We start from the raw sequence: 23,011 nt of genomic DNA, 5'->3' as shown, positions 1-23,011 counted from the left end.
TCCGTTAGGGGTATCCGGGACGCGCCGGATACCCCTGGACGTCCGTCTCTAGCGCCTGCCGCGGCCGCGGCCGTGACCGTCGCCGTTCTGGTAACCCTGGCCGGGGCCGAAGTCGCCGTCGGGGTTGACGTCGGTGAGGCCCTGGTCCCTGTTGTCGTCGGGCTCCTGCCTGCGGGGGGCGCAGCCCTGGCCGCAACCGCCGAAGCGGGAGGAGTCGACCGGGGTGAAGGCCGTCGCCGGGGTGCCCTTGAGCGCGGCCTTCATGGTGGCGTTCCAGATCGGGCCGGGGATCGAGGCGCCGAAGACCGAGGGGTAGTACCGGCCGCCGATGGTGATGCTGTTCAGCTTGTGGGTCGTCGAGCCGCGCGGGTCGCCGATGCTGACCGCGCCGGCCAGGTCGGGGGTGAACCCGGCGAACCAGGCGGTGGCCTGGTCGTCGGTGGTGCCGGTCTTGCCCGCCGCCGGACGGCCGATGCCGCCGACCCCTCGCATCGTGCCCTTGGTGAAGACGCCGGACAGGATGTTCGCCGCCGCGTCGGCGACCTCGGGGTCGAACGCCTGCGTGCACTTGGGCTTGTACTCGGTCACCTTGCCGTTGCGGTCGGTGATCTGGGTGATGGCCGTCGGCGGGCAGTACTTGCCGCGCGCGCCGATCGCCGCGTAGGCCGTGGCCACGGTCACCGGGTCCATCTCGTTGATGCCGAGCGTGAACGTCTCGAACTCCTGGAGCTTGCCGCCGTCGGAGCGCTTGATGCCGAGCGACTTGGCGGTCTCGACCACCTTGCAGAGGCCGACCTTCTGCTCCAGCGTCATGAAGAACGTGTTCACCGAGCCCCAGGTGCCGGTGGCCAGCGACTTGAAGCCGCCGCCGCCCTCGTCGTTGGTGACGGTGTGGCTCGGGTCGCCGACGTTCTGGCCCTTGCAGTTCTTGAACGCCCAGTAGTTGGGGGCGGTGTAGCCGCTGCCCACGTTGAAGCCGTCGTTGATCTTCATGCCCTGCTTGAGCGCGGTGAGCAGGGTGAACGTCTTGAACGTCGAGCCGGCCTGGAAGCCGACGCCGCCGCCGTGCACCGCGTCGGCCACCACGTTGTACGACATCTCGTGCTTGCGCCTGGAGTTGCCGTACTTGCGGCTGGCGGCCATGGCCTTGATCTCGCCCGTGCCCGGCTTGACCAGGGCCTCGGAGGCGACCGGGTTGTCGGAGGCGTAGACGTGCTTCTTGATGGCCTCCTCGGCGGCCTCCTGCATCTTCGGGTCGATCGTGGTCTTGATCTCCAGGCCGCCCCGGTTGAGGAACTGGGTGCGGGCCTTCTTGGTCTTGCCGAAGGCCGGGTTGCTCAGGATCTCGTTGCGCACGTACATGCAGAAGTACGGGTACTGGCTGGCGCCGCAGCCGCCGGGCAGCGGGGTGCCCTTGTAGCCGAGCTTCTTGGCCCTGGCCTCCTCGTGCTGCTCAGGCGTGATCTTCTTGAGCTCCAGCATGCGGTCGAGCACCACGTTGCGCCGGTTGAGCAGTTGCGCGCGCGAGTCCTTGCCCAGGTTGGGGTCGGTCCGGTTGGGGTCCTGGACCGCGCCGGCCAGCGTGGCCGCCTGGCTGAGCGTCAGGTCGGCCGCCGACACGCCGAAGAACCGCTTGGCCGCCGCCTCGACGCCGTACGCGCCGGCGCCGAAGTAGGCGATGTTGAGGTACTTGCCGAGGATCTCGTTCTTGCTGTACTTCTCCTCGACCGCCATCGCGTAGCGCAGCTCCTTGAGCTTGCGGGCGTAGCTGGCTTCGAGGGCCGCGTTCTTCTCCTTCTCGGTGGTGGCCGAGTTGAGCAGCACCTGCTTGACGTACTGCTGGGTGATGGAGGAGCCACCCTGGGCGATGCCGCCCCTGCTGAGGTTCTTGGCGAGGGCGCGCACGGTGCCCTCGATGTCGATCGCGCCGTGCTCGTAGAAGCGGTAGTCCTCGATGGAGATGATGGCCGTCTTCATGATGTCGGCCACCTCGTCGAGCGAGACGTTCTCGCGGTACTCCTCGTAGAACTGGGCGATCTGGTTGCCCTTGGCGTCGAGGACCGTCGTCTTCTCGGCGAGGGGCGGTTCTTTGAGGTCTTCCGGTTTGATGTTCAGTTCCTCGGACGCCGAGACGAACATCGCTCCGGTGCCGCCGACCGCCGGCAACGCGATGGCCGCGGCCACCACTCCCGCGGCCATCGCAGCCCCGGTCAGGCGCACGATGCTCGACATTCGGGAACCCATGCGGAAAAACCTCCCCATCTCGGCTTTTGGGTGCATCCTAAACCCGCCCATGACCTGCTCTCTGTAAAAAGACGAAGCGCGCGTCGGCGGTGGATGCTTCTACCCCGGGTGAGACGCCGAAGCACGGGATTTGGTTCGCCGGGTTTCCCGTCGAATTCGTTTCCTGTGGGTCTGCGGGGATAGGGCGTGGTCATGACTTCTCACCGAGTGTTGCCACGCGAGCAGGCACGGGTCCGTGAGCCGGTCACCGCTCCGCGCCGGAGGCCGGTCCTGGACGACACCCTGACGCTGCTGCTCGACCCGTACCGCTTCATCGGCGACCGGGCGCGGCGGCTCGGCTCCGACGTCTTCGAGACGCGGCTGCTGCTCCAGCCGACCATCTGCATGACCGGCGCGCAGGCCGCCGAGGTGTTCTACGACCCCGAGCTGTTCGTCCGGGACGGCGCCGCCCCCCGGCGGCTCCAGGCGACGCTGTTCGGCAGGGACGGCGTGCAGGCCCTCGACGGCGAGACCCACCGGGCGCGCAAGGCCATGTTCATGTCGCTGATGGGCCGGGAGGGCCGCGACCGGCTGGCGGAGCTGGCCGGCCGGCGCTGGCGCGAGCGCATCCGCGCCTGGCAGGGCATGCCGCGGGTCGTCCTGTACGAGGAGGTCAGCAGGCTGCTGTGCCAGGCGGTCTGCGACTGGACGGGCGTGCCGCTGCCGCCCGCGCGGGTGCCCGAGGTCACCGCCACCCTCCAGGCGGCCATCGAGGGCGGCGACGGGCTCGGCCCCCGCTACCTGCGTGGCCGGTACGCCCGGATCAAGGGCGACCTGTGGCTGTCCGGCCTGATCCGCTTCGCCCGCGACGACCCCGGCCGCTTCGCCGGCACGGTGACCGGCCTGATCGCGGGCTACCGCGACCCCGACGGCACCCTGCTGCCGGCCAGGACCGCGGCCGTCGAGCTGCACAACGTGCTGCGGCCCACGGTGGCGGTGGCCAGGTTCGTGACGTTCGCGGCCATGGCCCTGCACGCCCACCCGGAGTACTACGAGCGCGTCCGCGAGGGCGACGATCAGTTCGTCGAGCACTTCGTCCAGGAGGTGCGCCGGTTCTATCCGTTCTTCCCGTTCGTCGCCGCCAAGGTGGCCAAGCCCTTCACCTGGAACGGCGAGCACTTCCCGCAGGGCCGGCGGGCACTGCTCGACCTGTACGGCATCGACCACGACCCGCGCCTGTGGGACCGCCCAGGCGAGTTCCGCCCGGAACGGTTCGCCGAATGGGACGGCGGCGAGTACGACTTCGTCCCCCAGGGCGGCGGCGACCACTACGAAGGGCACCGGTGCCCGGGCGAGTGGATCACCGTGGACCTGATGAAGCTGGCGGTGACCGCGCTGACCCGCTGGATGACCTACGGCGTGCCGGCCCAGGACCTGCGCATGCCGTCGTGGCGCGCTCCGGCCGTGCCCAACAGCCGTTTCGTCATCGACCAGGTCGAGGCCGTCTGAGATTCGGGCAGCGCCGGGCAAAGAAGCGTGTTGTCGCGCGGGTGCGCGCGCGAGGGTCTGGCAACGTTCACCGGGGCGATTCTTCCTGGCCTTGGTGGAGGGTTTCATGCGTCGTGTCGTGGACGACGAGGAGCAGGGCGATCAACTGGTCTCGGCCGCCAGGGCGTACTGGGGGGACAGCGCGGGCGACACGGGTTGCGTGGTGGCCGAGGCGTTCGACGAGGACGTCCGGGCGGTCGTGCGCACCGTCATGGTCGCCAAGGCCGTGTGCGGGCTGCTGTCGGCCCGGCTGGTCGTGCTCACCGACCCGCGGTGGCGGCCGCTGGCCGAGGCGTTCGGGGCCGCCGCCGATCTGGGGCCGCCCGACGCGCTGGTCACCAGCCGGATCGATCCCGGCGTGCGCACCGACATCCCGGTCGTGCACGTGCACGGCACCGGGTCGCTGCAGGCGTACGCGCTCTTCCCGGATCAGACGCCCGTCTCCTTCGGCGAGGAGCTGCCCGGCCGGGTCGCGGAGTTCTTCGAGCGCCAGATCTGGCCCAACAGGGAGGCGCTCCGGCCGAGCGCCGAGCGTACGGCCTGGCGGGCCAAGGAGGGCTACCAGGTCCGCACCGACACCGAACGCCGCCAGCTCCGCCTCTACGGCTGCTCCAGGCTGCGCCTGGACCCCGGCCGGCCCACGGTCACGGTGTTCGGCCACATGCCGGGCCGCGACACCGAGCTGTTCGAGGAGACCGAGCGGTACGCGGCCGCCGAGGAGTCGGCCAACTGGCTGTTCCTCGACCGCCTGCGCTCCGGCCTGCTGTCGTCGAACATCCTGTGGAGCATGACCGACGTCGCCGTCACGTTCGGCGGCAGCGACCTGCCCGCCTTTGGCGTCCCCGTCATCCAGGCCGGCTGGTCGGAGGGCGCCGCCTGCGGGGCCACCCACCTCGCGCGCACGCCGGAGGAGCTGCGCGACCGGCTCGGCGAGGCCGTCGCCGTGCACGGCAAGGCGGAGACGATCCTCGGCCCGGAGCAGCGCGAGCGCGCCCGCCTGTGGTTGTGGCTGCGCCGCTGCGGCGCCGACGTGCCGACCCAGATCCTGCCGCGCTGGGAGCTCGGGCCCGACTATCCGCGGGCCCTGGCGGTCGCCCTGCGGCACGCCGAGCCCGACGGCGACCCGCTCTTCGAGGCGGTGCGCCGCATGTGGGAGCGCCGCGACCCCGTGCTCACCCGATTCGACTTCCAGGACCTGGCCAAGACCACACTGACCCCCGCGAGGAGCGCCCGATGACCGGAACAGGACCCATCACAGAGCTCGACCCGGTGATCCTGCCCGCGATCCCGCCCGTCCACGTGACCAGCGGGCGGTTCCCCGCGCTGCAGGTGATCGACCGGCTGCACCGGGGCAGCCAGATCGTGGGCAGGTTCGAGACGTCCGGGCTGGTCGGCTTCAAGGTGTCCGCGCAGGGACGGCCGCTGCGCGTGCAGATGTCGCTGTCCATGGACGAGCGGTCGGTCAGCGGCTGGCACACCGGCAGGACGGGCCCCGACTTCACCACGCCCCGATGCGTCCAGATCCGCTCCCAGGGACGCCTGCGCCAGTGCGTGCTGCTGCGCGGCCGCAACCCGCACGCCCGCGTGGCCTTCGACCTGACCCCCGAGGAGATCCCGGACGACGGGCTGATCTGCGTCGAGGCCCTGGACATCATGGAGGGCGACGGCGTCTGCGACGAGGTGCGCACGTTCCTGTCCGGCCGGGTCCAGGAAGACGGGGCGGCCGGACTGCGGCTCAACAAGATCGTGTTCGAGGAGCCGCCCGCCGTCGACTACGACCCCGACACGCTCGACGGCTCCCGCTGCGAGCTGTCCTCGCTGATCAGCGGCGGCGGCCTGGCCAACGTCAACCGGCAGGGCGTGCGCGTCCTGCGGTCGGGCATGTTCGTGGTCAACCCGGTGCTGCGCGACACGTTCGGGGCCAGCGGGCGGATCACGCTGCGGCTGGGCACGAAGGCGGAGGCGGCCAGCATGATCCCGGCGACCTGGCGGCGGGTCAACAGCGAGCTGCGCTGGCTGCGGCACGCCACCAGGAAGCTCCTCGGCACGGCGGCCCCCACGGTGGAGCGCGTCTACAGCCTCAGGGACGGCGTGGCCGGGCCCTTCGGGCAGACGGTCCACGGGAACGTCACCGAGCTCGTCCTGCCGAGCCCGACGGTCTCGCCGTTCCTCGTGGTGATCGAGCGGGTGCCGGGCGTCCTGCCGACGCTGGAGTCCGGCACCTCGGACTAGCGGGAGCTCCGGCTCCCTCGACCCGCGTGACCTGCGACAGCCGGTGACAGCCCGCCGTTCTGGCGGGAAAACTGGTGATCACCGGTGATAACGCCGCTCTGCGGGCAGTTGTCATGGGTGGGCGGGAACGGTTTGAGCATCGAGACGACCCGGCATCAGCAGTGCACGGTCATGCGCGCCACGGGCGAGCTCGACCACGCGGGACGGGTCAGGTTCAGCGCCCACATCAACACGGTGTGGGACTGGTCGCCCGGACCCGTCCTCGTCTTCGACCTGGGCGACCTGGTCTTCTACGACTCCTCCGCCATCGGCGTGCTGGCCACGGCGATCCAGCGGATGGAGGCGGAGCCGGGCGGCCGGATCATCGTGGTCAGCCCGTCCGACCACCTGCTGTCGGTGCTGCGGCTGACGGACCTGCTCTCCCACGTGGAGCTGCGCGGCAGCGTCGAGGAGACCGTGGCGGAGCTGACGGTGGGCACCGTCCCGCCCGCCTACAACCCGTAGGTCTCCAGCAGCCGCAGCCAGATCTCGCTCACGGTCGGGAACGACGGCACGGCGTGCCAGAGCCGGTCGAGCGGCACCTCGCCGGTGACCGCGATCGTGGCGGCGTGCAGCAGCTCGCCGACGCCGGGACCGGCGAAGGTGACGCCGAGCAGCACCTTCCTGTCCTCGTCCACCACGGCCTTGGCGCGGCCCCGGTAGCCGTCGCCCAGCAGGTACGCGCCCGAGACCGAGCCGAGGTCGTACTCGACCGCGCGCACCCGGAAGCCGGCCTTCCTGGCCTCGGCCTCCGTACGGCCGACCGCGCAGACCTGCGGGTCGGTGAAGACCACCTGCGGCGCGCCGAAGCCGCCGGCGAGGTCGCGCATGGCGGGCAGGTCGTCGCCGTGCGCCCGCGCCGCGATCACGTCGCCGCAGATCCTGGCCTGGTACTTGCCCATGTGGGTGAGCAGCGCGCGGCCGTTGACGTCGCCGACGGCGTAGAGCCAGCCGCCCGGCACGCCGGTGGCCCGCATGCTGTCGTCGACCTCCACGGGCGCGTCGTCGGGCAGGCCGACCGTGTCCAGCCCGATCCCGCGCGTGGCGACCTTGCGGCCGGTGGCTACCAGCAGCTCGTCGGCCTCCAGCGGCGGACCCTCCGACAGGTGCACGGTCACCTTGCCGCCCGGCTCGGGCCGCTCGACCCTGACCACGTCGGTGTGCAGGCGCACGTCGATGCCCGCCTCGCCGAACGACCGGGCCACCAGCTCGCCCGCGAACGGCTCGATCCGGCCGAGCAGCCCGCCGCCGCGCACCAGCACGGTCGTCTGCCGCGCGCCGAGCCCGTGCATGGCCTGCGCCATCTCGCAGGCGACCACGCCGCCGCCGATCACCACCAGGCGTTCGGGCACCTTCGTCGCGGCGGTGACCTCGTGGCTGGTCCACGGCTTCGCCTCGGCCATGCCCGGCACCGGCGGGACCGCCGCCGTGCTCCCGGTGGCCAGCACGACCGCCTGCCGGGCCGTGAGCACCCGCTCGCCGCCGTCGGGGGTCGTGACGACCACCCGCCGCTCGCCGTCGAGCCGCCCCCTGCCGCGGACGAACTCCGCCGGCACGCCCTCGACCCAGCTCACCTGCCCGGAGTCGTCGTAGCGTGAGACCGCCTCGTCGCGCCGGGCGAGCACCGCGGCCACGTCGATCGGCCCGAGCGAGAGCCCGGGCACCCGGGACACCTCGCCGGCCAGGTCGACCGGGCGCAGCAGCGCCTTGCTCGGGATGCACGCCCAGTAGGAGCACTCGCCGCCGGCCAGCCGCTCCTCGACGATCGCGGCGCTCAGCCCGCCGCGGACCGCCCGCGCGACGACGTTCTCGCCCGCCGGACCGGCCCCGATCACGATGACGTCGAACTCCTCAGCCACGCTGCCTCCCCACACTCGTCTTCGATTCGCACTCTTTCATGCCCTGCTCGCACCACCCGAGGTGGCCACGGGCGTGAACCCTTTCGGCCCGCGACGGAGAGACCGGGTAGATGCCCGCGCCGTCCGGGGGAGCCCGCTCGGCACCCTCATGAAGGAGCTCCCCATGCCGGCGCCGTCTCCTGTGTTCGTGCTGCCCGGAAACGCCCTGGGGCGGCATCGGGCGCTGCTGGTCGCGCTGGTGCCCGCCGTCGCGCTGCGGCTGCTCGCGATGGCGGGGTACCGGCCCGCGCTGTGGTTCTGGGCGGACTCGTTCTCCTATCTGGAGGCCGCGGCCGACCCCGTGCCCGGGACGTTCCGGCCGCTCGGGTACTCGCTCTTCCTGGCCGCGCTCGGGCCCGGGAAGAGCCTGGCGCTGGTGGCCGCCGTGCAGCACGCGTCCGGGCTGGCGCTCGCCGTGGCCGTCTACGCCCTGCTGCGGCGGCGCGGCCTGCCCGGCTGGGGCGCGACGGCCGCCGTCGCGCCGCTGCTGTACGACGAGTTCCTGATCCTGCTGGAACACATGATCATGGCGGACGCGCTGTTCACCGTGCTGGTCACGGCCGGGATCCTGGCGCTGTCGGGCCGGCTCACTCCGGTCACGGCGGCCGCCGGCGGCGTGCTGCTCGGCCTGGCCGCCGTCACCCGCACGATCGGGGTGGCCGTCCTCGCGGTGGCCGCCGTCTGCCTGCTGCTGCGCCGTCCCGGGCCGCGCCCGCTGCTCTGTCTGGTCCTGGCGGGCGCGGCGCCGCTGCTCGGGTACGCCTCCTGGATGTGGGCCACCAGCGGCACCTTCGGCCTGACCAAGGCCGACGGCCTGTTCCTGTGGGCCCGCACGATGACCTTCGCCGACTGCTCGGTCATCAGGCCGGAGCCCGAGCTGGCCCCCCTCTGCCCGAGGACGCCGGTGGCCGGGCGGCCCTCTCCCGCCCACTGGATGTGGGGGCCCACCCTGGCCGCCGTCCCCGGCGACCGGAACGCGCTGGCCGGCCGCTTCGCCCGCGAGGCAGTCCTCGCCCAGCCCGGCGACTACCTGGCCGCCGTCGGGCGCGACCTGCGGTGGCTGCTGCGCTGGGAGCGCACCACGGCAAGGAAGGTGGCCGACAGGAAGACCAATCCGTACTGGTTCCCCTACGAGGAGCGCCCGCTGCGCGCGTCCGTACGGCGGATCGCCGGGGCGTACGAGGGCGGGCCGGCGGACACCCGGATCGTCGAGCCCTACGCGGGCTGGCTGCGGGCCTACCAGCGCTTCGGCTACCTGCCGTACCCGGTGCTCCTGGCGCTGCTCGGGGGCGCGCTCGCGGTGGCGGCCGTACGGCGGCGGCCGGACGCGCTGCTGCCCGGCGTGGCCGCCGCCGTGCTGGTCGTGGCGCCGTCCTTCCTGAGCGGGTACGACGTGCGGTACGTCGTACCGGCTCTCCCGCTGGCCTGCCTGGCCGCCGGGCTGGCATCGGGACGTCCGCCGGAGGTCGGGAGACGTTCACCTGCGGGGCCTAGCGTTCGCGCATGACTGTTTACCCCACGTCGGTGGTGTACCGGGCGGCGTCCGAGGGTTATCACACCTTCCGCATCCCGGCGGTCGTGGTGACCGGGGCCGGGACGCTCCTCGCCTTCGCCGAGGGGCGGCGCGGGTCCGCCGGCGACTCGGGGCACATCGACCTGGTGCTCAGGCGGTCGGTCGACGGCGGGCTGACGTGGGGTCCCCTTCAGGTGGTCGCCACGGAACCGAACCGCGGCACGGTCGGCAACCCCGCGCCCGTGGTGCTGGACGACGGCCGGATCCTGCTCGTCACCGTCCGGCAGGGACCGTCGGCGACCGAGGAGAGGATCAGGCGGGGTCAGGTGCAGGCGGCTGAAGGGCGGCGGGTGTTCGTCCAGGTCAGCGCGGACGACGGGATCACCTGGCCGGCCCCGCGCGAGATCACCGCCCAGGTCAAGCGCCCCGAGTGGCGCTGGTACGCCACCGGCCCCGGGCACGCCGTCCGGCTCCGGAGCGGGCGCGTCGTGGTGCCGGGCAACCACTCCCTGCCCCCGTCCGGCTCGGACGACGGCACCGAGGGCCGCTACAACGGCGGCCACGCGCTGCTCAGCGACGACGGCGGCCGTACCTGGCGCATCGGCTACGTGGACGACGACCCCGACGGCTACGTCAACGTCAACGAGACCACCGCGACCGAGCTGCCCGACGGCCGCCTCTACGTCAACGCCAGGACGGACTCCGCCGCGCCGGGCACCCGCGCCGACGCCTGCTCCTCCGACGGCGGGCAGCGGCTCGACCTGCCCTTCCGTCCGCAGGCCGGGCTGGTGGGGCCGGTGGTGGAGGGCAGCGTGCTGTGGTGCGAGCCGCCCGGCGTGCTGCTGTTCTCCGGCCCGGCCGCGCCCGACGCGCGGGCCCTGATGACGGTACGGGCGAGCACCGACGCCGGGGTCACCTGGCATCCGGTGCACACCGTGTCGGGCCTGCCCGCCGCCTACTCCGACCTGGTCAGGGTGGACGGCGACACGGTGGGGCTGCTGTTCGAGACCGGCGACTTCGGGCCGTACGAGAGCATCGCCTTCCGGCGCATCCCGGTCGCCGAGCTCGACCCCCGCCGGGCGTAGCCGCCCGTTCCTTTCCCACAGCTCTGTGCTGACACAGGGCTGTGCTGACTACGCTGAGACGACCACTGTGCGACCGCGTGTGCGGAGTGTTCCGTAATACGCGCTAGCATTCCGATCAGCGGAACAGGCGAGGGAGAGTTCAGTGGCTGAGACCCAGTCCCCTGTGGGGAGCGTCGATCGTGCCCTGCTGATCCTGCAGGAGATCGGGAGACACAGCAGGGGAGTGACGCTCGACGAGCTGGCCACCAGGCTGCGGCTGCCGAAGAGCTCGCTGCACCGCCTGCTCGGGGCGTTGAAGCACCGGGGCTTCGCGGCCCAGCCGGAGCCGAGCGGCCCGTACTTCCTCGGCACCGAGATGCTGGCCACGGCCTTCCGGTTCTACGAGACGATGGACCTGCGCACGCTCGTCCGGCCGCTGCTGCTGCGGCTGAGCGAGGAGTTCTCCGAGACCGTGCACATGGCCATGCTCGACGGCGGCGAGGTCGTCTACCTGGACAAGGTCGAGGCGGTGCGGTCGATCACCATGACCTCGGTGGTCGGCGGGCGCAACGCGGCCCACTGCACGGGCGTGGGCAAGGCGCTGCTGGCCTGGACGTACCCGACGGACGAGGCGGTCAAGGCGTGGGCCGAGCGCTACGGGCCGCTGGCCGCCAGGACCAGGAACACGATCACGAACCCCGCCAAGCTGGCCACCCACCTCGACCAGGTCAGGCAGCAGGGGTACGCGCTCGACCTGGAGGAGAACGAGCCGGGGGTGCGGTGCGTGGCGGCGCCGGTCTTCCTGGGCAAGACCGCGCCGGTGGCGGCGGTGAGCGTGACCGCGATCAAGGACCGCATGTCGGTCGCCCGCCTCGAAGAGGTCGGCCTCGGCCTCCGCCGCGCCATCTCCGCCCAGGTCTAACCCCCACCCGCCCCCGCGCCGCCCCCGCGCCTGCCTCCGCCTCCGCGCCTGTCCGCGGCCCCCGCGCCCGCGCCGCCCTTCGGCGCCGCAACTCTGTCGCGCCAGGGTCCGGCCCGCTGGGCCGCCGCATCGGGCGGTGGCGCCGGCTCCTCCCCCCTCTCCCCAAGGGGACCTCAACCGGCTACGGTCGGAAAGAACGCGGAACAGCATTCCGTATCACGGACCAAAGGACACATGGGCATGAAGCTGGAGAAGGTCCCCGTCCCCCGTGCCGCCCTCGCGGAGGGCCCGAGGTGGGACGCCGCCACGGGCACCCTGCTGTGGGTCGACATCCCCGCCGGCCACGTGCACCGGCTCGACCCGGCCGGCGACGAGCGGGAGACCATCGAGCTGGGCCAACCGGTCGGCGTCGCCGTGCCGCACGCCTCCGGCGGACTCATGCTGGCACTCAGGGACGGCTTCGCCCGCCACGCGGACGGCCGCACCGAACTGGTCGCCCGGCCGTCCGAGCCCGAGGGCAACCGGATGAACGACGGCGCCTGCGACCGCGCGGGCCGCTTCTTCGCCGGCACCAAGGCCGAGGACGACACCCCCGGCGCGGGCTCGCTCTACCGCCTGGCCCAGGACCGTACGTGCGACAAGGTGCTGGACGGCGTCACGATCTCGAACGGCGTCGGCTGGAGCCCCGACGAACGCCTGATGTACTACGTGGACACCGCGACCGACCGGATCGACGTCTTCGACTACGACCCGGCGACCGGCACGCTCGACGGCCGCCGGCAGTTCGCCGCCCTCCCGAGCCCCGACGGCCTGACCGTGGACGCCGCCGGGCACGTGTGGGTCGCGCTGTGGGGCGGCGCGGCGGTCGTGCGGCTCCGGCCGGACGGGCGTACGGACCTCACCGTGGAGGTCCCCGCGGCCAACGTGACGAGCTGCGCCTTCGGCGGCCCCGACCTCGACGTGCTGTACGTGACCACCGCCTGGGACGGCGACGCCGGCGGGGAGCTGTGGCGCTGCCGCACCCCCCACACCGGCCTGCCCGCCAACCCCTACCGCGGCCTCACCCCTTGACCGCCCCGGTCAGCGCCTGCACGAACCGGCGCTGGCCGAACAGGAACACGGCGAGCACCGGCAGCGTGGTCAGCACCGTGCCCGCCATGATCGCGGGCCAGTCGGCCCGGTGCTGGCCCTGGAACGTGGTCAGCCCCGCCTGCACGGTGTAGTTCGCCTCGGAGTTGATCACCACCAGCGGCCAGAAGAGGTCGTTCCAGGCCGTGATGAACGTGATCACGGCGAGCGCCGCCAGCGCCGGCTTGGCGACCGGCAGCACCACTCGGAAGAACAGCGCGACCCGCGAGCACCCGTCGATCCGCGCCGCCTCCTCCAGCTCCCTCGGGAAGGACTGGAAGAACGACGTCATCAGGTAGATCCCGACCGATGAGCTGAGCTGCGGGATGACCAGCGCCCCGAGCGTGTCCACCAGCCCGGCCTGGCTGAACATCAGGAACGTCGGGATCACGGTGAGCTGGAACGGGATCAGCGCGGTCGCGATGATCAGGACCAGCGTCAGCCGGGAGCCGATGAACCGGATCCGGGCGAAGGCGTACCCGGCCATGCTGCAGAGCACGACCTGGGCCGCCACGATGGCGCTCGACACCAGCACGCTGTTGAGGAACCAGCGGGGGAACTCGGAGCGCTCCATGACCGTGCGGTAGCCGCCGAGGTCGATGCCCTCCGGCAGGATCGGCGGCGGGAACCTGTTCAGCTCGGCCTGCGTCATGACCGAGCTGAGCAGCAGCCACACGAACGGCAGCAGCGTCACCACCGACATCGGCGCGAGCACCAGGTGCCACTTGCTGGGCAGGCGTCGCCTCATCGCACGGCCCCTCTCCGCCGCGCGACCACCAGGCCCGCGACGATCAGCAGCAGCGTCCCGGCGAACAGCGTGTACGCCACGGCCGCGCCGTACCCGGCGGCCGAGTAGCGGAAGGCGAGCTGCCAGACGTAGTAGACGATGGTCACGGTCGCGCTGGCCGGGCCGCCCTGGGTGGTGGTCATGACGAGGTCGAAGAACTGCAGCGCGTCGATCACGCCCCACACCGCGAGGAAGACCGTGATCGGCCGTACGGAGGGGACGATGATGTGCCGGAACGTGGCCCACCGGCCCGCGCCGTCGATGGCGGCCGCCTCCAGCACCGCCTTGTCGATCTCCTGGATGGCCGCCAGGTAGATCACCACGGCGAAGCCGAACCGGGTCCAGAAGAAGATCAGCGTGAGCACGTACATGGCCTGTGACGGGCTGCTCAGGAAACCCTGGAGCGGCAGGCCGAGCCGGCCGAGCACACCGTTCATCAGGCCGAAGTCGCGGTCGAAGATGTAGCCCATGAGCAGGCCGGCCGAGGTGGCCGAGGCCACGTACGGGACCAGGAAGGCGGTCCGGTAGAAGCCGATCCCGCGCACCTTCCTGTTCAGCAGCACCGCCACCACCAGGCCGAAGACCAGCGAGGCGGGGATGTAGAGCACCAGCAGCAGCCCGGTGTTGCGCACCGCCTGGAAGAACACCGGGTCCTGGAACAGCGCCCGGTAGTTGTCCAGGCCGACGTTCTCGGGCGTCTTCATCAGGTCGGAGTCGGTGAACGACAGCGCCAGCGCCCACGCCATCGGCACCAGCGCGAACCCCAGGATGATCAGCGTGGCGGGGCCCGCGAACGACCAGCCCGCGACGTGGTCGCCGAGCCCGCGGGTCTTCCTGGCGTGCCGGGCGGCGGGCGCGCCGACGGCGGCGCTGCTCATGAGCCCGGCACCGCCAGCACCGCGTCGGACCTGGCCGCGGCCTCGTCCAGGGCGGTCTTGGCGTCGGACTTGCCCAGCAGCGCCTGCGCGACGGCCTCGGCGACGAAGGACGAGACGCGGGGGTACTTGGTGGTGGGCGGCCTGACCCGTTTGGCGTTGGCCAGGTTCTGGGAGATCACCTCGATGCCCGGATATTTCTGCAGATAGTCCTGGTAACCGGGCAGCTTGGTGATCGACTCCCTGATGGGCAGCGAGCCCGTGTCGCTCATCCACACGAGCTGCTGCTCCGCGGACGTCAGCCAGCTCAGGAACGTGGTCGCCGCCTTGACGCGGCGCTCGTCGTGCTCGAACACCACCCAGTTGTCCGGGCCGGAGACGGTCTCGTGGTTGCCGTTGGTGCCGGGCAGCCGCGCGACGCCGTAGTCGACCTTGGCCGCCTGGAGGTCGGGCAGGACCCAGGGGCCGGACAGGAACATGGCCAGCCGTCCGGACTCGAACAGCTTCTGGCCCTTCTCGGCCGGGCTGGAGTCGAGATAGACCGACTTGTCGTCCACGGCCATGCTCCGGACCAGGCCGAGCGCCTGCTGCCCGGCCGCGGAGTTGAACGCCGACTTCTTGTGGTCGGGGGTGAGGATGTCGCCGCCCGCCTGCCACAACAGCGGCCAGAGCCCCCAGACGGCCTCCTCGCCGCCGCTGATCGCCCAGGTCGTGCCGAAGACGCCCTTCTGCGCGTCGGTGGTCTTCCTGGCGATGTCGCGGAAGTCGTCCCAGGTCCAGTCGGGGCCGGGGGCCTTGACGCCCGCCTTGGCCAGCAGCTTCTTGTTGTAGAGGACCACCATGTCGTCCACGACGGCGGGGAAGCCGATGACCTTGCCCTGGACGGTGACCGCCTCGCGCTCGTTGGCCCAGAAGTCGTCCCAGCCGACGGCCGGGTCCTTGACCTGGGAGGTGAGGTCGGCGGTCTTGGGGTTCCTGGCCACGTTGGGGGCCCAGGAGCCGTACAGGTAGGCGATGTCGGGGTAGGCGTCCGAGGTGAGCGCGGCAGTGATCTTGGGTAGCATGCCGTCTGCGGTCGCGCCGCCGGACTCGGTGCTGACCTTGACGTCGGAGTGACTCTGGTTGAACCGGGCGACCAGTTTCTCGATCGACTTCGCCGAGGTGTCCTCCTGGCCGTGCCAGATGGTGATCTCGACCGGGCCGTCCGCCCGTTCCTGTCCGCCGCCGCCGCCGCAGCTCGCCGCGGCCAGAGCCAGGGCGACGACGACCAGCGTCGTACGGGGCCTCATCGGGCGGCCTCACGGATGTGGTGAATGGGTCGTGCCATGGGGTTCCCTCCACAGAGCACGGCGGGCGTGGCGGCCCGCTGCGTGCGGCGAGTATAGTCACGCATCCACGATGCAGACTAGAGTTCCACTAGACGGAATGAGGGGCGCGAACGTGCGAACCATGACTCTCTTAGCCCGGCTGGCCGCGGTCGCGGCCCTGAGCTGCGCGCCGCTCGCGGCGCTCGCCGCACCGGCCACGGCCCAGACGGCGCAGGCGGCGCAGGCGGCGCAGGCCGCGCAGGCCGCGCAGGCGGGGGCGTGGCAGCCGCCGCTGCAGAGCCGCTGGCAGTACCAGCTCCAGGGCAACGCCAAGTACGCCGCCACCGGCGGCGTCAACGTCGACATCTGCGTGGCCCCCCAGTCGGGCGGCGCCTGCGTCCGGCCGGCGGTGTTCGACATCGACCTCTACGCCGACGGCGACGTGGTGGGCAACAACACCACGCTCAACACCGCGGCGGTGAAGGCCATCCACGCCCGTGGCGCGAAGGCCGTCTGCTACGTGGACGCCGGCTCGATCGAGGAGTACCGGCCCGACTACCAGCAGTTCGTCGCCTGGCACAAGAGCCACGGCAACTCCCTGCTCGGCAAGCCGTTCAGCGCGGAGTTCCCCAACGAGCGCTGGGCCAACGTCAACAACGACCAGGGCCAGCGGGACTTCCTGCTGAAGATGATGGAGGCCCGGGTCGACAAGTGCGCCCAGGCCGGCTTCGACGGGGTCGAGTTCGACGTCGTCAACGCCCACGAAGAGGGCAAGTCGGTCACCGGCTGGACCGTCAGCCCCGCCACCCAGCTCGTCTACAACAAGGCGCTGGCCGACCTGGCCCACCGCAAGGGCCTGTCCGCGGCGCTCAAGAACGACCTCAGCCAGGCGGCCGAGCTGGTGTCCAGCTTCGACTACGCCGTCAACGAGGAGTGCTTCCAGTACGACGAGTGCGGCCAGTTGAGCGTCTTCGTCAAGGCGGGCAAGCCGGTGTTCCAGGTCGAGTACGAGACGGCGCCGTCGACCTTCTGCCCCAAGGCGGCCAAGCTCGGCATCAACGCGATCAAGAAGGCCGTGGACTACTCGCTGAAGGACACGCCGTACAAGCCGTGCAAGTGACAAGGACCCTGCCCGTCCCGGGCTAGGGCCACGGCGGAGGTGTCACGGTCGTCCGGCCGTGACACCTCCGCCTGATGTGGTCACAGAATGCAGTTCCGCAATCCCCGACATGGGCCTCTGGTTCCGTGTAGCGGAACGCCGGTGCAGGATACGGAATCAGTGCTATTTTCTGATGACCCAACGGGCAGGTCACCACAGGTCTGCGCGTCGCGGCACGTTGAGGAAGGACGGCGTCATGCGCGGACTGGCCGGGAAGCGGGTGCTGATCAGCGGGGGCAGCAGCGGCATCGGAGCCGCCACCGCCCGCAGGTTCCTGGAGGAGGGCTCCCGGGTGGTGCTCACCGGGCTGGACGGCGACGAGGTCGAGCGCACCGTCGCCGAGCTCGCGCCGCTCGGCGAGCTGGACGGGCTGACCGGCGACGTCAGCTCGGAGGACGACGTCGCACGGCTGGTCACGGCCGCGATCGAGGCCATGGGCGGCGTGGACGTGCTGATCAACAACGCCGGAACGGCCTGGCGGGAACCGTTCCTGGAGATCACCCCCGCCCACTGGGACCGGATCGTCTCGGTGAACCTGCGCGGCATGTTCCTGATGGCCCAGACCGTCGCCCGCCACCTGGTGGACCGGGGGACGGGCGGCGTGATACTCAACATGTCCTCGACCAACGGCCTCGGCGGCGAGGCCGACTACGCCCACTACAACGCCTCCAAGGGCGGCGTGCTGCTGCTGACCAAGACCATGGCCGTCGAGCTCGGCGGGCACGGCATCCGGGTCAACGCCCTGTGCCCCGGCTACATCCGCACCCCGCTGAACGCCTCGATCTCGTCGGGGCTCGCCGACGACTTCGTCTCCGCCTACGAACGCGACCACATCCCGCTGGGCCGGGCCGGGCTAGCCGAGGAGGTCGCCGCCGCCTACGCCTTCCTCGCCTCGGACGACGCCGCGTTCGTCCACGGCACCGAGCTGGTGATCGACGGCGGCCAGCTAGCGATCATGTGAGTCGCCGGGGCGCGGCACCTTCATGGCGATGATCAGGCCGCGCCCGGAGTCGTCGCCGGGACGCAGGCGGGACAGCTCGACGGTGAGCCGCGTCGGCCGGCCCCGGCCGTTGACCACGTCGAGCGCGACCCTCCTGGCTCCGGCCCTGGCCGCGCCCCCGGCCGGCGCGTCACGCACGAGCGGGACGATCCGCTCCACCGGCAACCCCGTGCCCAGCGAGGCCAGCGGACGGCCCACCGCCTCCCCGGCCCGCACCCCCCACAACTCCTCGGCCCCCGCCCCCCAGATGAGCACCCGCATGTCGGCGTCGAGCACCACCGCCGCGTCGCCCAGCCCGTGGACCAGCGAGGCGGTGATCCGGCCGACCTCGTCGAGCTCGGCCGTGCGGGCGACCAGCGCGTCGTTGGCGCGGCGCAGCTCGGCGGCGCGGGCGGTGAGCGCGTCGTTGGCGTGGCGCAGCTCGGCGTTGGCCGAGCGCAGCTCGTCGTTCGCGCGTTGCAGGTCGGCGTTGGCCGAACGCAGCCGGCCGACGATCGCGGACCAGCGGCCGGGTGGCGGCAGGTTCTCCTGGCGGTCGGGGGTGATGGGCGTCTCTTGCGGCCGCAGCCGGCGGGTGCCGTGATGCTGCTCGGAGCGGGGGTCGCGGGCCCGGCGGAAGCAGGCCAGGTGGCGGCTGACCGGCCTGGGCGGGCCGGTCTGCTCGTAGATCTCGACGCCGGTCCCGGCCAGGGCGTCGGGCATCGTGCTGAACAGGGGGATCGCGGTGCCGCCGTGCTCGGTCATGAGCGCGATGAGGCGGCACAGCGCGGGCTGGGCCTCGGCGACGGCCAGGTGGCCGCCCTTCTCCTGCATGGCCCGGTGGGTGATCGCGAGCTGTTCGAGGCCGTTCAGGTCGCAGAACCAGAGGTCGCCCGCCGCGACGATCACGTGTTTCACCCGCGAGCGCGGCAGGGGGTCGAGGAAGGCGGCCAGGATGGGGCTGGTCGTCGAGTCGAGCTCGCCCGCCAGGGCGACCACCAGGGTGGTGTCGCCCACGGGCACGAGCCGTACTGAGAGCTGCATCATCGGATTCGCTCCTTCCCTGAACTCTGCGTGATCGAAGATCGACGCGCAGCAGGGTCCGGCTGCATGCCCCATACTCCTCCTCCTTCGGGAAAAGAGCCAGGCGCTCACCGTGCGTGAGCGAGGGGCCAGGAGGCTCCCTGGGTGAGGGGGTTGGGCAGCGCCGTCCAGCTGTCGCCGGGCGGGGCGCCCGCGAGCTGGGCGAGCAGGTGGGCCTTCACCCGGATCCGCTCGCCGAACAGAGCCGCGCGGTCGGCGCGCACGTCGGCGGTGTCGGGGAGCGCGTCGAAGGCCCGCCGCGCGGCCCGCGCCACGACGGCCCACAGGCGTGACTCGGCGGCACGGTCGCCCTCTCCCAGCAGGGAGACCAGACTGCCGAACGTGGTGCCGACGAGCGAGCCGAACAGCTTGGCGTGCAGGACGCCGGGGTCGTCGCTGAGCAGCCGGGGGCTCACCGGCGGCGTCCCGAAGCCGTTGCGGGCCAGCCGGGCCGGGCTGATCCGCACGTCGGCCAGGTCGCGGTAGACCAGTTCGACCGGGCGGCCCCGCCGGTCCAGCACGACCAGCAGGTTCTGGCCGTGGGCCTCCAGCGCGACCCCGAGGGCCAGCAGGCCGAGCGCCGCCGCCGTCGCCACGCCGGCGAAGGCCGCCAGCCACTCGCCGGCCTCCTCGCCACGCGGCGCGTCCCACTGGGCTGGGACGGTGAGGGCGGCGACGGGCAGCACGGTGTGGCCGGGCACGCGGGGCGTCGGATCGCGCAGCATGACGGACAGGTCGGCGGTGTGCTCGCCGCGCACGGCCCCCGCGGCCCCGGACAGGTAGCGGGCGATGCGCGGACGGCCGCCGAGCCGCGCCGACAGGGCGGTGAGCAGGCCCGACAGGGGGACGCAGTCGCGTACCGAGCCGGGGGAGATGTCCCTGACGCCGGAGGTCATCCGGGTGGTGAACGCCGTCTTGAGATGCGGGCCGCCGTCCAGGGGCGCGAGGGTCCGTACGGACATCAGCGGATGGCACGGCAACGCCCCGATCGCGTACGGGCGCACCCCCAGCCCGGCCAGCACGTGCCGGGTCTGCCAGGGGTGGACGGGCAGCAGCAGCCGGTCGCCGTCCATGAGCGAGCCCGGCCACGGCCCGGTGACCAGGCATTCGGCGGCCGGCACCGCGACCAGGTCGAGCGCGACGACGGGCCGGTGCTCCGGCATGTACGCCAGTTGCTCGGCCACCGACACCCCAGGCCGGTTGCGGCAGCCCGGATGGTAGGGATGGCCGTCGACCACGCTCTGCTCGTACCGTTCGGGGCCCGGCTCCCGGAGCGGGGAGGCCGCGCCCGCCCGGGACAACGCCAGGGAGGCGACGCTGTTGTCCAGGTCGGCGACCAGCCCCTGCGCGCCGGGCAGGCCGAGCGCCGCCAGCAGCTCGGCCGGGTCCGGGTACGGGACGCCGTCCAGCCGCAGCACCGGCTCGTCGGCCAGGTCGTAGGGCAGCCGGGCCCGTCCGGTCAGCTCGCGCCCGTCCGAGAGCCGTACGCACAGGTCGCCACCCACGGCGACCGGCTCGGCGAGACCGGGCAGAGGCTCGCAGAGCAGGCCCCGCCACAGCCGTCCCATGACGGCGGCCCGCGCCCCCGGCAGGGCCGCGGCGTAGCCGGGCGTGAGGTCCGGGCGCACGGCGGCCAGCTCCCTCGCGAACCGCGCCGCAGAATGCCGCATGAACCCCCCCGTATCCAGGAACATGCCCAGGTGGGAACCCTGTGGACACTGATCGGTACAAAAGGGTAGGACAGGTCGCCATGGCATATATTGACGGCCTCCTCCCACCGGCCGGTCCGGCACCCGAGGCGCACGACCACCAGGCCGCGGACGGGGCCACGGCTCTTGCGGTGACGGCCCTGCTCAACTGCCTGCTCCGCGAGGTGGCCGAACCCGCGGCCGCCGAGGACGACGTGTGGGTGCTGCCCGCGACCGGGCACGTCCTGCACGTCCGCCCCGGACGGTACCCCGGCGCCCCCGCCCTGCGCACCCCCGACGGCCCGCGCCCGCTCTCCCTGGCCGGCCTGGTGGCGCTCACCGAGGACGAGCTGCGGACGCGCACCGGCCACGCCAACCCGTCCCTGGCCAAGGAGATCATGGAGAGCAGGGACGTCATGGCCGCGCTGCTGTCGGCCCAGCGCGCCACCACCCCGCCCGCCGACCTTTACCTGCGCTCGGAGCAGGCGCTCGTCGCCGGTCACCGCTACCACCCGGCCCCCAAGGCGCGCGGCGGATCGGGCCCGGACGTCTGGCTGCCCTACTCGCCGGAGGCGCGCGCGAGCTTCGCGCTGCCGCTGCTCGGGGTGCCCGCCGAGGCGCTGGTCGAGCAGGGCGACGCGAGCGCGCTCGACCGGCTCGGCCCGCCCGCCCCCGACGGCCTGACGCTGCTGCCCGCCCACCCCTGGCAGGTGGAGCTGCTGGGCGGGCTCAAGGAGCTGCGCCACCTCGGCGTCATGCCCGCGCGGGCGGTGGCGACGGCCTCGATCCGCACGGTGTACCTGCCGGAGGCGGACCTGTTCTGCAAGTTCAGCCTGGACGTGCGGATCACCAACGACATCCGCCGTCTGTGGCTGCACGACCTGCGCTGGCTGGGCCTGATCGACGACCTGCTGGGCGTGGCGTTCGACGACCTGCCCGCGCACCGGCCGCGGCCCGCCGTCCTCGGCGACCGCGGTCACCGCAGCCTGGAGCTGGACGGGGACGGCGGCGAGGCGCTGGCGGTGATCGTCCGCGACGGGCTGGGCGGGCACCTGCGGCCGGGGCTGACGGCGCTGCTGGCCGCCGGGGTCAGCGAGGGCTTCCCCGGCAACCCGCTGGACGGCCTCGACGCCGCCGAGGCGCTCGGGTGGTGGCGGCGTTACCTCGACCACGTCGTGCCGCCGGTCCTGCACGCCTACTTCCGCCACGGCGTGGTGCTCGAATGCCACCTGCAGAACGTGCTCATCGGCGTGGACGAGCGGGGCCTGCCCGGCCAGGCGATCTTCCGCGACCACGAGGGCGTCAAGCTGACCGCGGACCGCCACAGCCTGCCCGGCGCCCGCACGCCCGTCGTGAGCCCCGCCTACGGCTGGGAACGGCTGCTGTACTGCCTGGTCGTCAACAACCTCTGCGAGATCGCCGGAGCCGTGGCCGAGCGGCACCCGGAGCTGCGGGCCGAGCTGTGGACCGCGGCGAGATCGGTGTTCGCCGGCTGCGCCGAGGACCACGGCGGGCCCGTGGAGCTGCGCGAGCTGCTCGCCGGCGCGTACGTGCCCGCCAAGGCCAACCTGCTGCTGCGCTGGCTGGAGGCGGACGGCGCGGACATGCGCTGCGTGCCGACGCCCAGCCCTTTGCGACTCTTTACGCCATAAGCTATCCTCGCCGAGGACAACAGTTTACGGCGTATCGAATTCACGGAGGCCACCGGTGACCACGGCGACGCTGCACGACGGATGCACCATCGAGACAGAGGCCCACGGCTCGGGCCCGGTCCTGCTCCTGGCCGTCAACCCCAAGCCGATCGAGGGTGAGGCGGCCGAGGAGATGCGGAAGTGGGGGGCCGACCCCGCGCTCGGCCGCTCGCTCATCGACGGCCTCTCCGACGGCTTCCGCGTCGTGGCCTTCGACTACGAGGGCCACGTCCTCGCCCATCCCAAGCCGGACACGCTCACCCCCGACAACGTGGCGGCCGACATGCTGGCGGTGGCCGACGCGGCAGGGGCCGACCGGTTCGCCTACTACGGCTACTCCTGGCTGGCGCTCAGCGGCCTCCAGCTCGCCCTGCGCACCGACCGGCTCTCGGCGCTGGTCATGGGCGGCTACCCGCCGCTCGGCGGGCCCTACGCCGAGATGCTGAAGGTCACCGAGGCCACGTACCGGATGGCCGTCGCGCCGAAGACCGCCACGCCGCCGGCCACGGGGACGGGCGAGCCGGGCGACTGGTCCTCGACCGAGGTGACGCTGAGCGAGGGCCAGGCCAGACAGTTCGCCACCCTGTACCGGGCGCTGCGCGGGTTCGACGACAGCCAGGTGCGCCTGTCCTGCCCCCGCCTGTGCTTCGTCGGCTCCGCCGACGAGATCGTCTACGACGAGCGGTGGGGCGGCGCCCACGTCAGCATCGCCGGCCCGGTGATCCGCGAACGGGCCGCCATCGAGGCGCTGGGCTGGGACGTCGAGGTGCTCGACGGGCTCGACCACGCCGGGGCCATGCAGGCGGCCAACGTGCTGCCCATCCTGCGGCCCTGGCTGGAGAGGGCGCTGTTTCTCCCGGCCTGAGCTGGGCAGA

General features: G+C 72.3%; 19 protein-coding genes. 12 read left to right on the top strand and 7 right to left on the bottom strand.

From position 1 onward, the window contains the following. Window positions 1–48: 48 nt before the first annotated feature. Window positions 49–2,244, bottom strand: a complete 2,196-nt coding sequence (locus AB0J46_RS17325) for a transglycosylase domain-containing protein (RefSeq protein WP_364332465.1) — start codon at window positions 2,242–2,244, stop codon at window positions 49–51. A 192-nt stretch (window positions 2,245–2,436) separates the two neighbouring features. Between AB0J46_RS17325 and AB0J46_RS17320 the strand changes: the two genes are divergently transcribed. From AB0J46_RS17320 to AB0J46_RS17305, 4 genes are all read left to right on the top strand, one after another. Continuing rightward, the gene (locus tag AB0J46_RS17320; protein WP_364332462.1) at window positions 2,437–3,732 is read left to right on the top strand and encodes a cytochrome P450; all 1,296 of its coding nucleotides are present in this window, start codon (window positions 2,437–2,439) and stop codon (window positions 3,730–3,732) included. Between the two features lie 106 nt (window positions 3,733–3,838). Next, on the top strand, window positions 3,839–5,008 hold the full coding sequence (locus AB0J46_RS17315) for a hypothetical protein (RefSeq protein ID WP_364332459.1): 1,170 nt from the start codon (window positions 3,839–3,841) through the stop codon (window positions 5,006–5,008). Then, complete coding sequence (locus AB0J46_RS17310; protein ID WP_364332456.1) at window positions 5,005–6,003, top strand: hypothetical protein; 999 nt, start codon at window positions 5,005–5,007, stop codon at window positions 6,001–6,003. Before AB0J46_RS17315 ends, AB0J46_RS17310 begins: the two co-directional genes overlap by 4 nt. 132 nt (window positions 6,004–6,135) lie before the next feature. Beyond that, a complete protein-coding gene (locus AB0J46_RS17305; RefSeq protein WP_364332453.1) occupies window positions 6,136–6,507 on the top strand; it encodes an STAS domain-containing protein in 372 nt (123 codons plus the stop codon). Here the strand turns inward: AB0J46_RS17305 and AB0J46_RS17300 are convergent. After that, a complete protein-coding gene (locus tag AB0J46_RS17300) occupies window positions 6,495–7,901 on the bottom strand; it encodes an NAD(P)/FAD-dependent oxidoreductase (RefSeq protein WP_352358724.1) in 1,407 nt (468 codons plus the stop codon). The genes AB0J46_RS17305 and AB0J46_RS17300 overlap by 13 nt on opposite strands. 163 nt (window positions 7,902–8,064) lie before the next feature. Here AB0J46_RS17300 and AB0J46_RS17295 point away from each other — a divergent pair, with 163 nt between their 5' ends. The 4 genes from AB0J46_RS17295 to AB0J46_RS17280 all read left to right on the top strand — a co-directional run bounded on the left by AB0J46_RS17295 (window position 8,065) and on the right by AB0J46_RS17280 (window position 12,510). Then, window positions 8,065–9,447: a hypothetical protein gene (locus AB0J46_RS17295; RefSeq protein ID WP_364332449.1), complete on the top strand. Its 1,383-nt coding sequence runs from the start codon at window positions 8,065–8,067 to the stop codon at window positions 9,445–9,447. After that, on the top strand, window positions 9,444–10,538 hold the full coding sequence (locus AB0J46_RS17290) for a sialidase family protein (protein ID WP_364332446.1): 1,095 nt from the start codon (window positions 9,444–9,446) through the stop codon (window positions 10,536–10,538). Before AB0J46_RS17295 ends, AB0J46_RS17290 begins: the two co-directional genes overlap by 4 nt. Before the next feature lie 142 nt (window positions 10,539–10,680). Beyond that, the gene (locus tag AB0J46_RS17285; protein WP_364332443.1) at window positions 10,681–11,439 is read left to right on the top strand and encodes an IclR family transcriptional regulator; all 759 of its coding nucleotides are present in this window, start codon (window positions 10,681–10,683) and stop codon (window positions 11,437–11,439) included. 240 nt (window positions 11,440–11,679) lie between these two features. Further along, window positions 11,680–12,510: an SMP-30/gluconolactonase/LRE family protein gene (locus tag AB0J46_RS17280; protein ID WP_364332440.1), complete on the top strand. Its 831-nt coding sequence runs from the start codon at window positions 11,680–11,682 to the stop codon at window positions 12,508–12,510. Here AB0J46_RS17280 and AB0J46_RS17275 read toward each other — a convergent pair. Genes AB0J46_RS17275 through AB0J46_RS17265 form a run of 3 tightly spaced genes read right to left on the bottom strand, consistent with a single transcriptional unit; the run spans window position 12,500 to window position 15,518 of the window. Beyond that, complete coding sequence (locus AB0J46_RS17275) at window positions 12,500–13,315, bottom strand: carbohydrate ABC transporter permease (protein WP_364332437.1); 816 nt, start codon at window positions 13,313–13,315, stop codon at window positions 12,500–12,502. The two genes, AB0J46_RS17280 and AB0J46_RS17275, sit on opposite strands and share 11 nt — an antisense overlap. Further along, the gene (locus AB0J46_RS17270) at window positions 13,312–14,232 is read right to left on the bottom strand and encodes a sugar ABC transporter permease (RefSeq protein ID WP_364332434.1); all 921 of its coding nucleotides are present in this window, start codon (window positions 14,230–14,232) and stop codon (window positions 13,312–13,314) included. Before AB0J46_RS17270 ends, AB0J46_RS17275 begins: the two co-directional genes overlap by 4 nt. Then, on the bottom strand, window positions 14,229–15,518 hold the full coding sequence (locus tag AB0J46_RS17265; RefSeq protein WP_364332431.1) for an ABC transporter substrate-binding protein: 1,290 nt from the start codon (window positions 15,516–15,518) through the stop codon (window positions 14,229–14,231). The genes AB0J46_RS17270 and AB0J46_RS17265 overlap by 4 nt, the downstream gene beginning before the upstream one ends. A gap of 160 nt (window positions 15,519–15,678) precedes the next feature. Here AB0J46_RS17265 and AB0J46_RS17260 point away from each other — a divergent pair, with 160 nt between their 5' ends. Together AB0J46_RS17260 and AB0J46_RS17255 are read left to right on the top strand one after the other, a co-directional pair. Then, entirely contained in the window at window positions 15,679–16,656 is a 978-nt protein-coding gene (locus tag AB0J46_RS17260; RefSeq protein ID WP_364332428.1) for an endo alpha-1,4 polygalactosaminidase, read from the top strand. Window positions 16,657–16,891: 235 nt separating this feature from the next. Beyond that, window positions 16,892–17,656, top strand: coding sequence for an SDR family oxidoreductase (locus AB0J46_RS17255; protein WP_364332425.1), 765 nt, complete (start codon window positions 16,892–16,894; stop codon window positions 17,654–17,656). On the opposite strand, the gene AB0J46_RS17250 is transcribed toward AB0J46_RS17255, so the two are convergent. Continuing rightward, on the bottom strand, window positions 17,642–18,721 hold the full coding sequence (locus AB0J46_RS17250; protein WP_364332422.1) for an STAS domain-containing protein: 1,080 nt from the start codon (window positions 18,719–18,721) through the stop codon (window positions 17,642–17,644). The two genes, AB0J46_RS17255 and AB0J46_RS17250, sit on opposite strands and share 15 nt — an antisense overlap. A gap of 104 nt (window positions 18,722–18,825) precedes the next feature. Continuing rightward, on the bottom strand, window positions 18,826–20,427 hold the full coding sequence (locus AB0J46_RS17245; protein WP_364332419.1) for an IucA/IucC family protein: 1,602 nt from the start codon (window positions 20,425–20,427) through the stop codon (window positions 18,826–18,828). A gap of 80 nt (window positions 20,428–20,507) precedes the next feature. Here AB0J46_RS17245 and AB0J46_RS17240 point away from each other — a divergent pair, with 80 nt between their 5' ends. Together AB0J46_RS17240 and AB0J46_RS17235 are read left to right on the top strand one after the other, a co-directional pair. Beyond that, on the top strand, window positions 20,508–22,097 hold the full coding sequence (locus tag AB0J46_RS17240) for an IucA/IucC family C-terminal-domain containing protein (RefSeq protein ID WP_364332416.1): 1,590 nt from the start codon (window positions 20,508–20,510) through the stop codon (window positions 22,095–22,097). 55 nt (window positions 22,098–22,152) lie between these two features. Next, on the top strand, window positions 22,153–23,001 hold the full coding sequence (locus tag AB0J46_RS17235; RefSeq protein WP_364332413.1) for an alpha/beta hydrolase: 849 nt from the start codon (window positions 22,153–22,155) through the stop codon (window positions 22,999–23,001). Window positions 23,002–23,011: the final 10 nt, after the last annotated feature.

The organism is Nonomuraea sp. NPDC049758 (assembly GCF_040674635.1).
Lineage (GTDB): Bacteria > Actinomycetota > Actinomycetes > Streptosporangiales > Streptosporangiaceae > Nonomuraea.
Note: the sequence above shows the minus strand (reverse complement) of the source record. Positions and strands in the feature narration are given on the sequence as shown.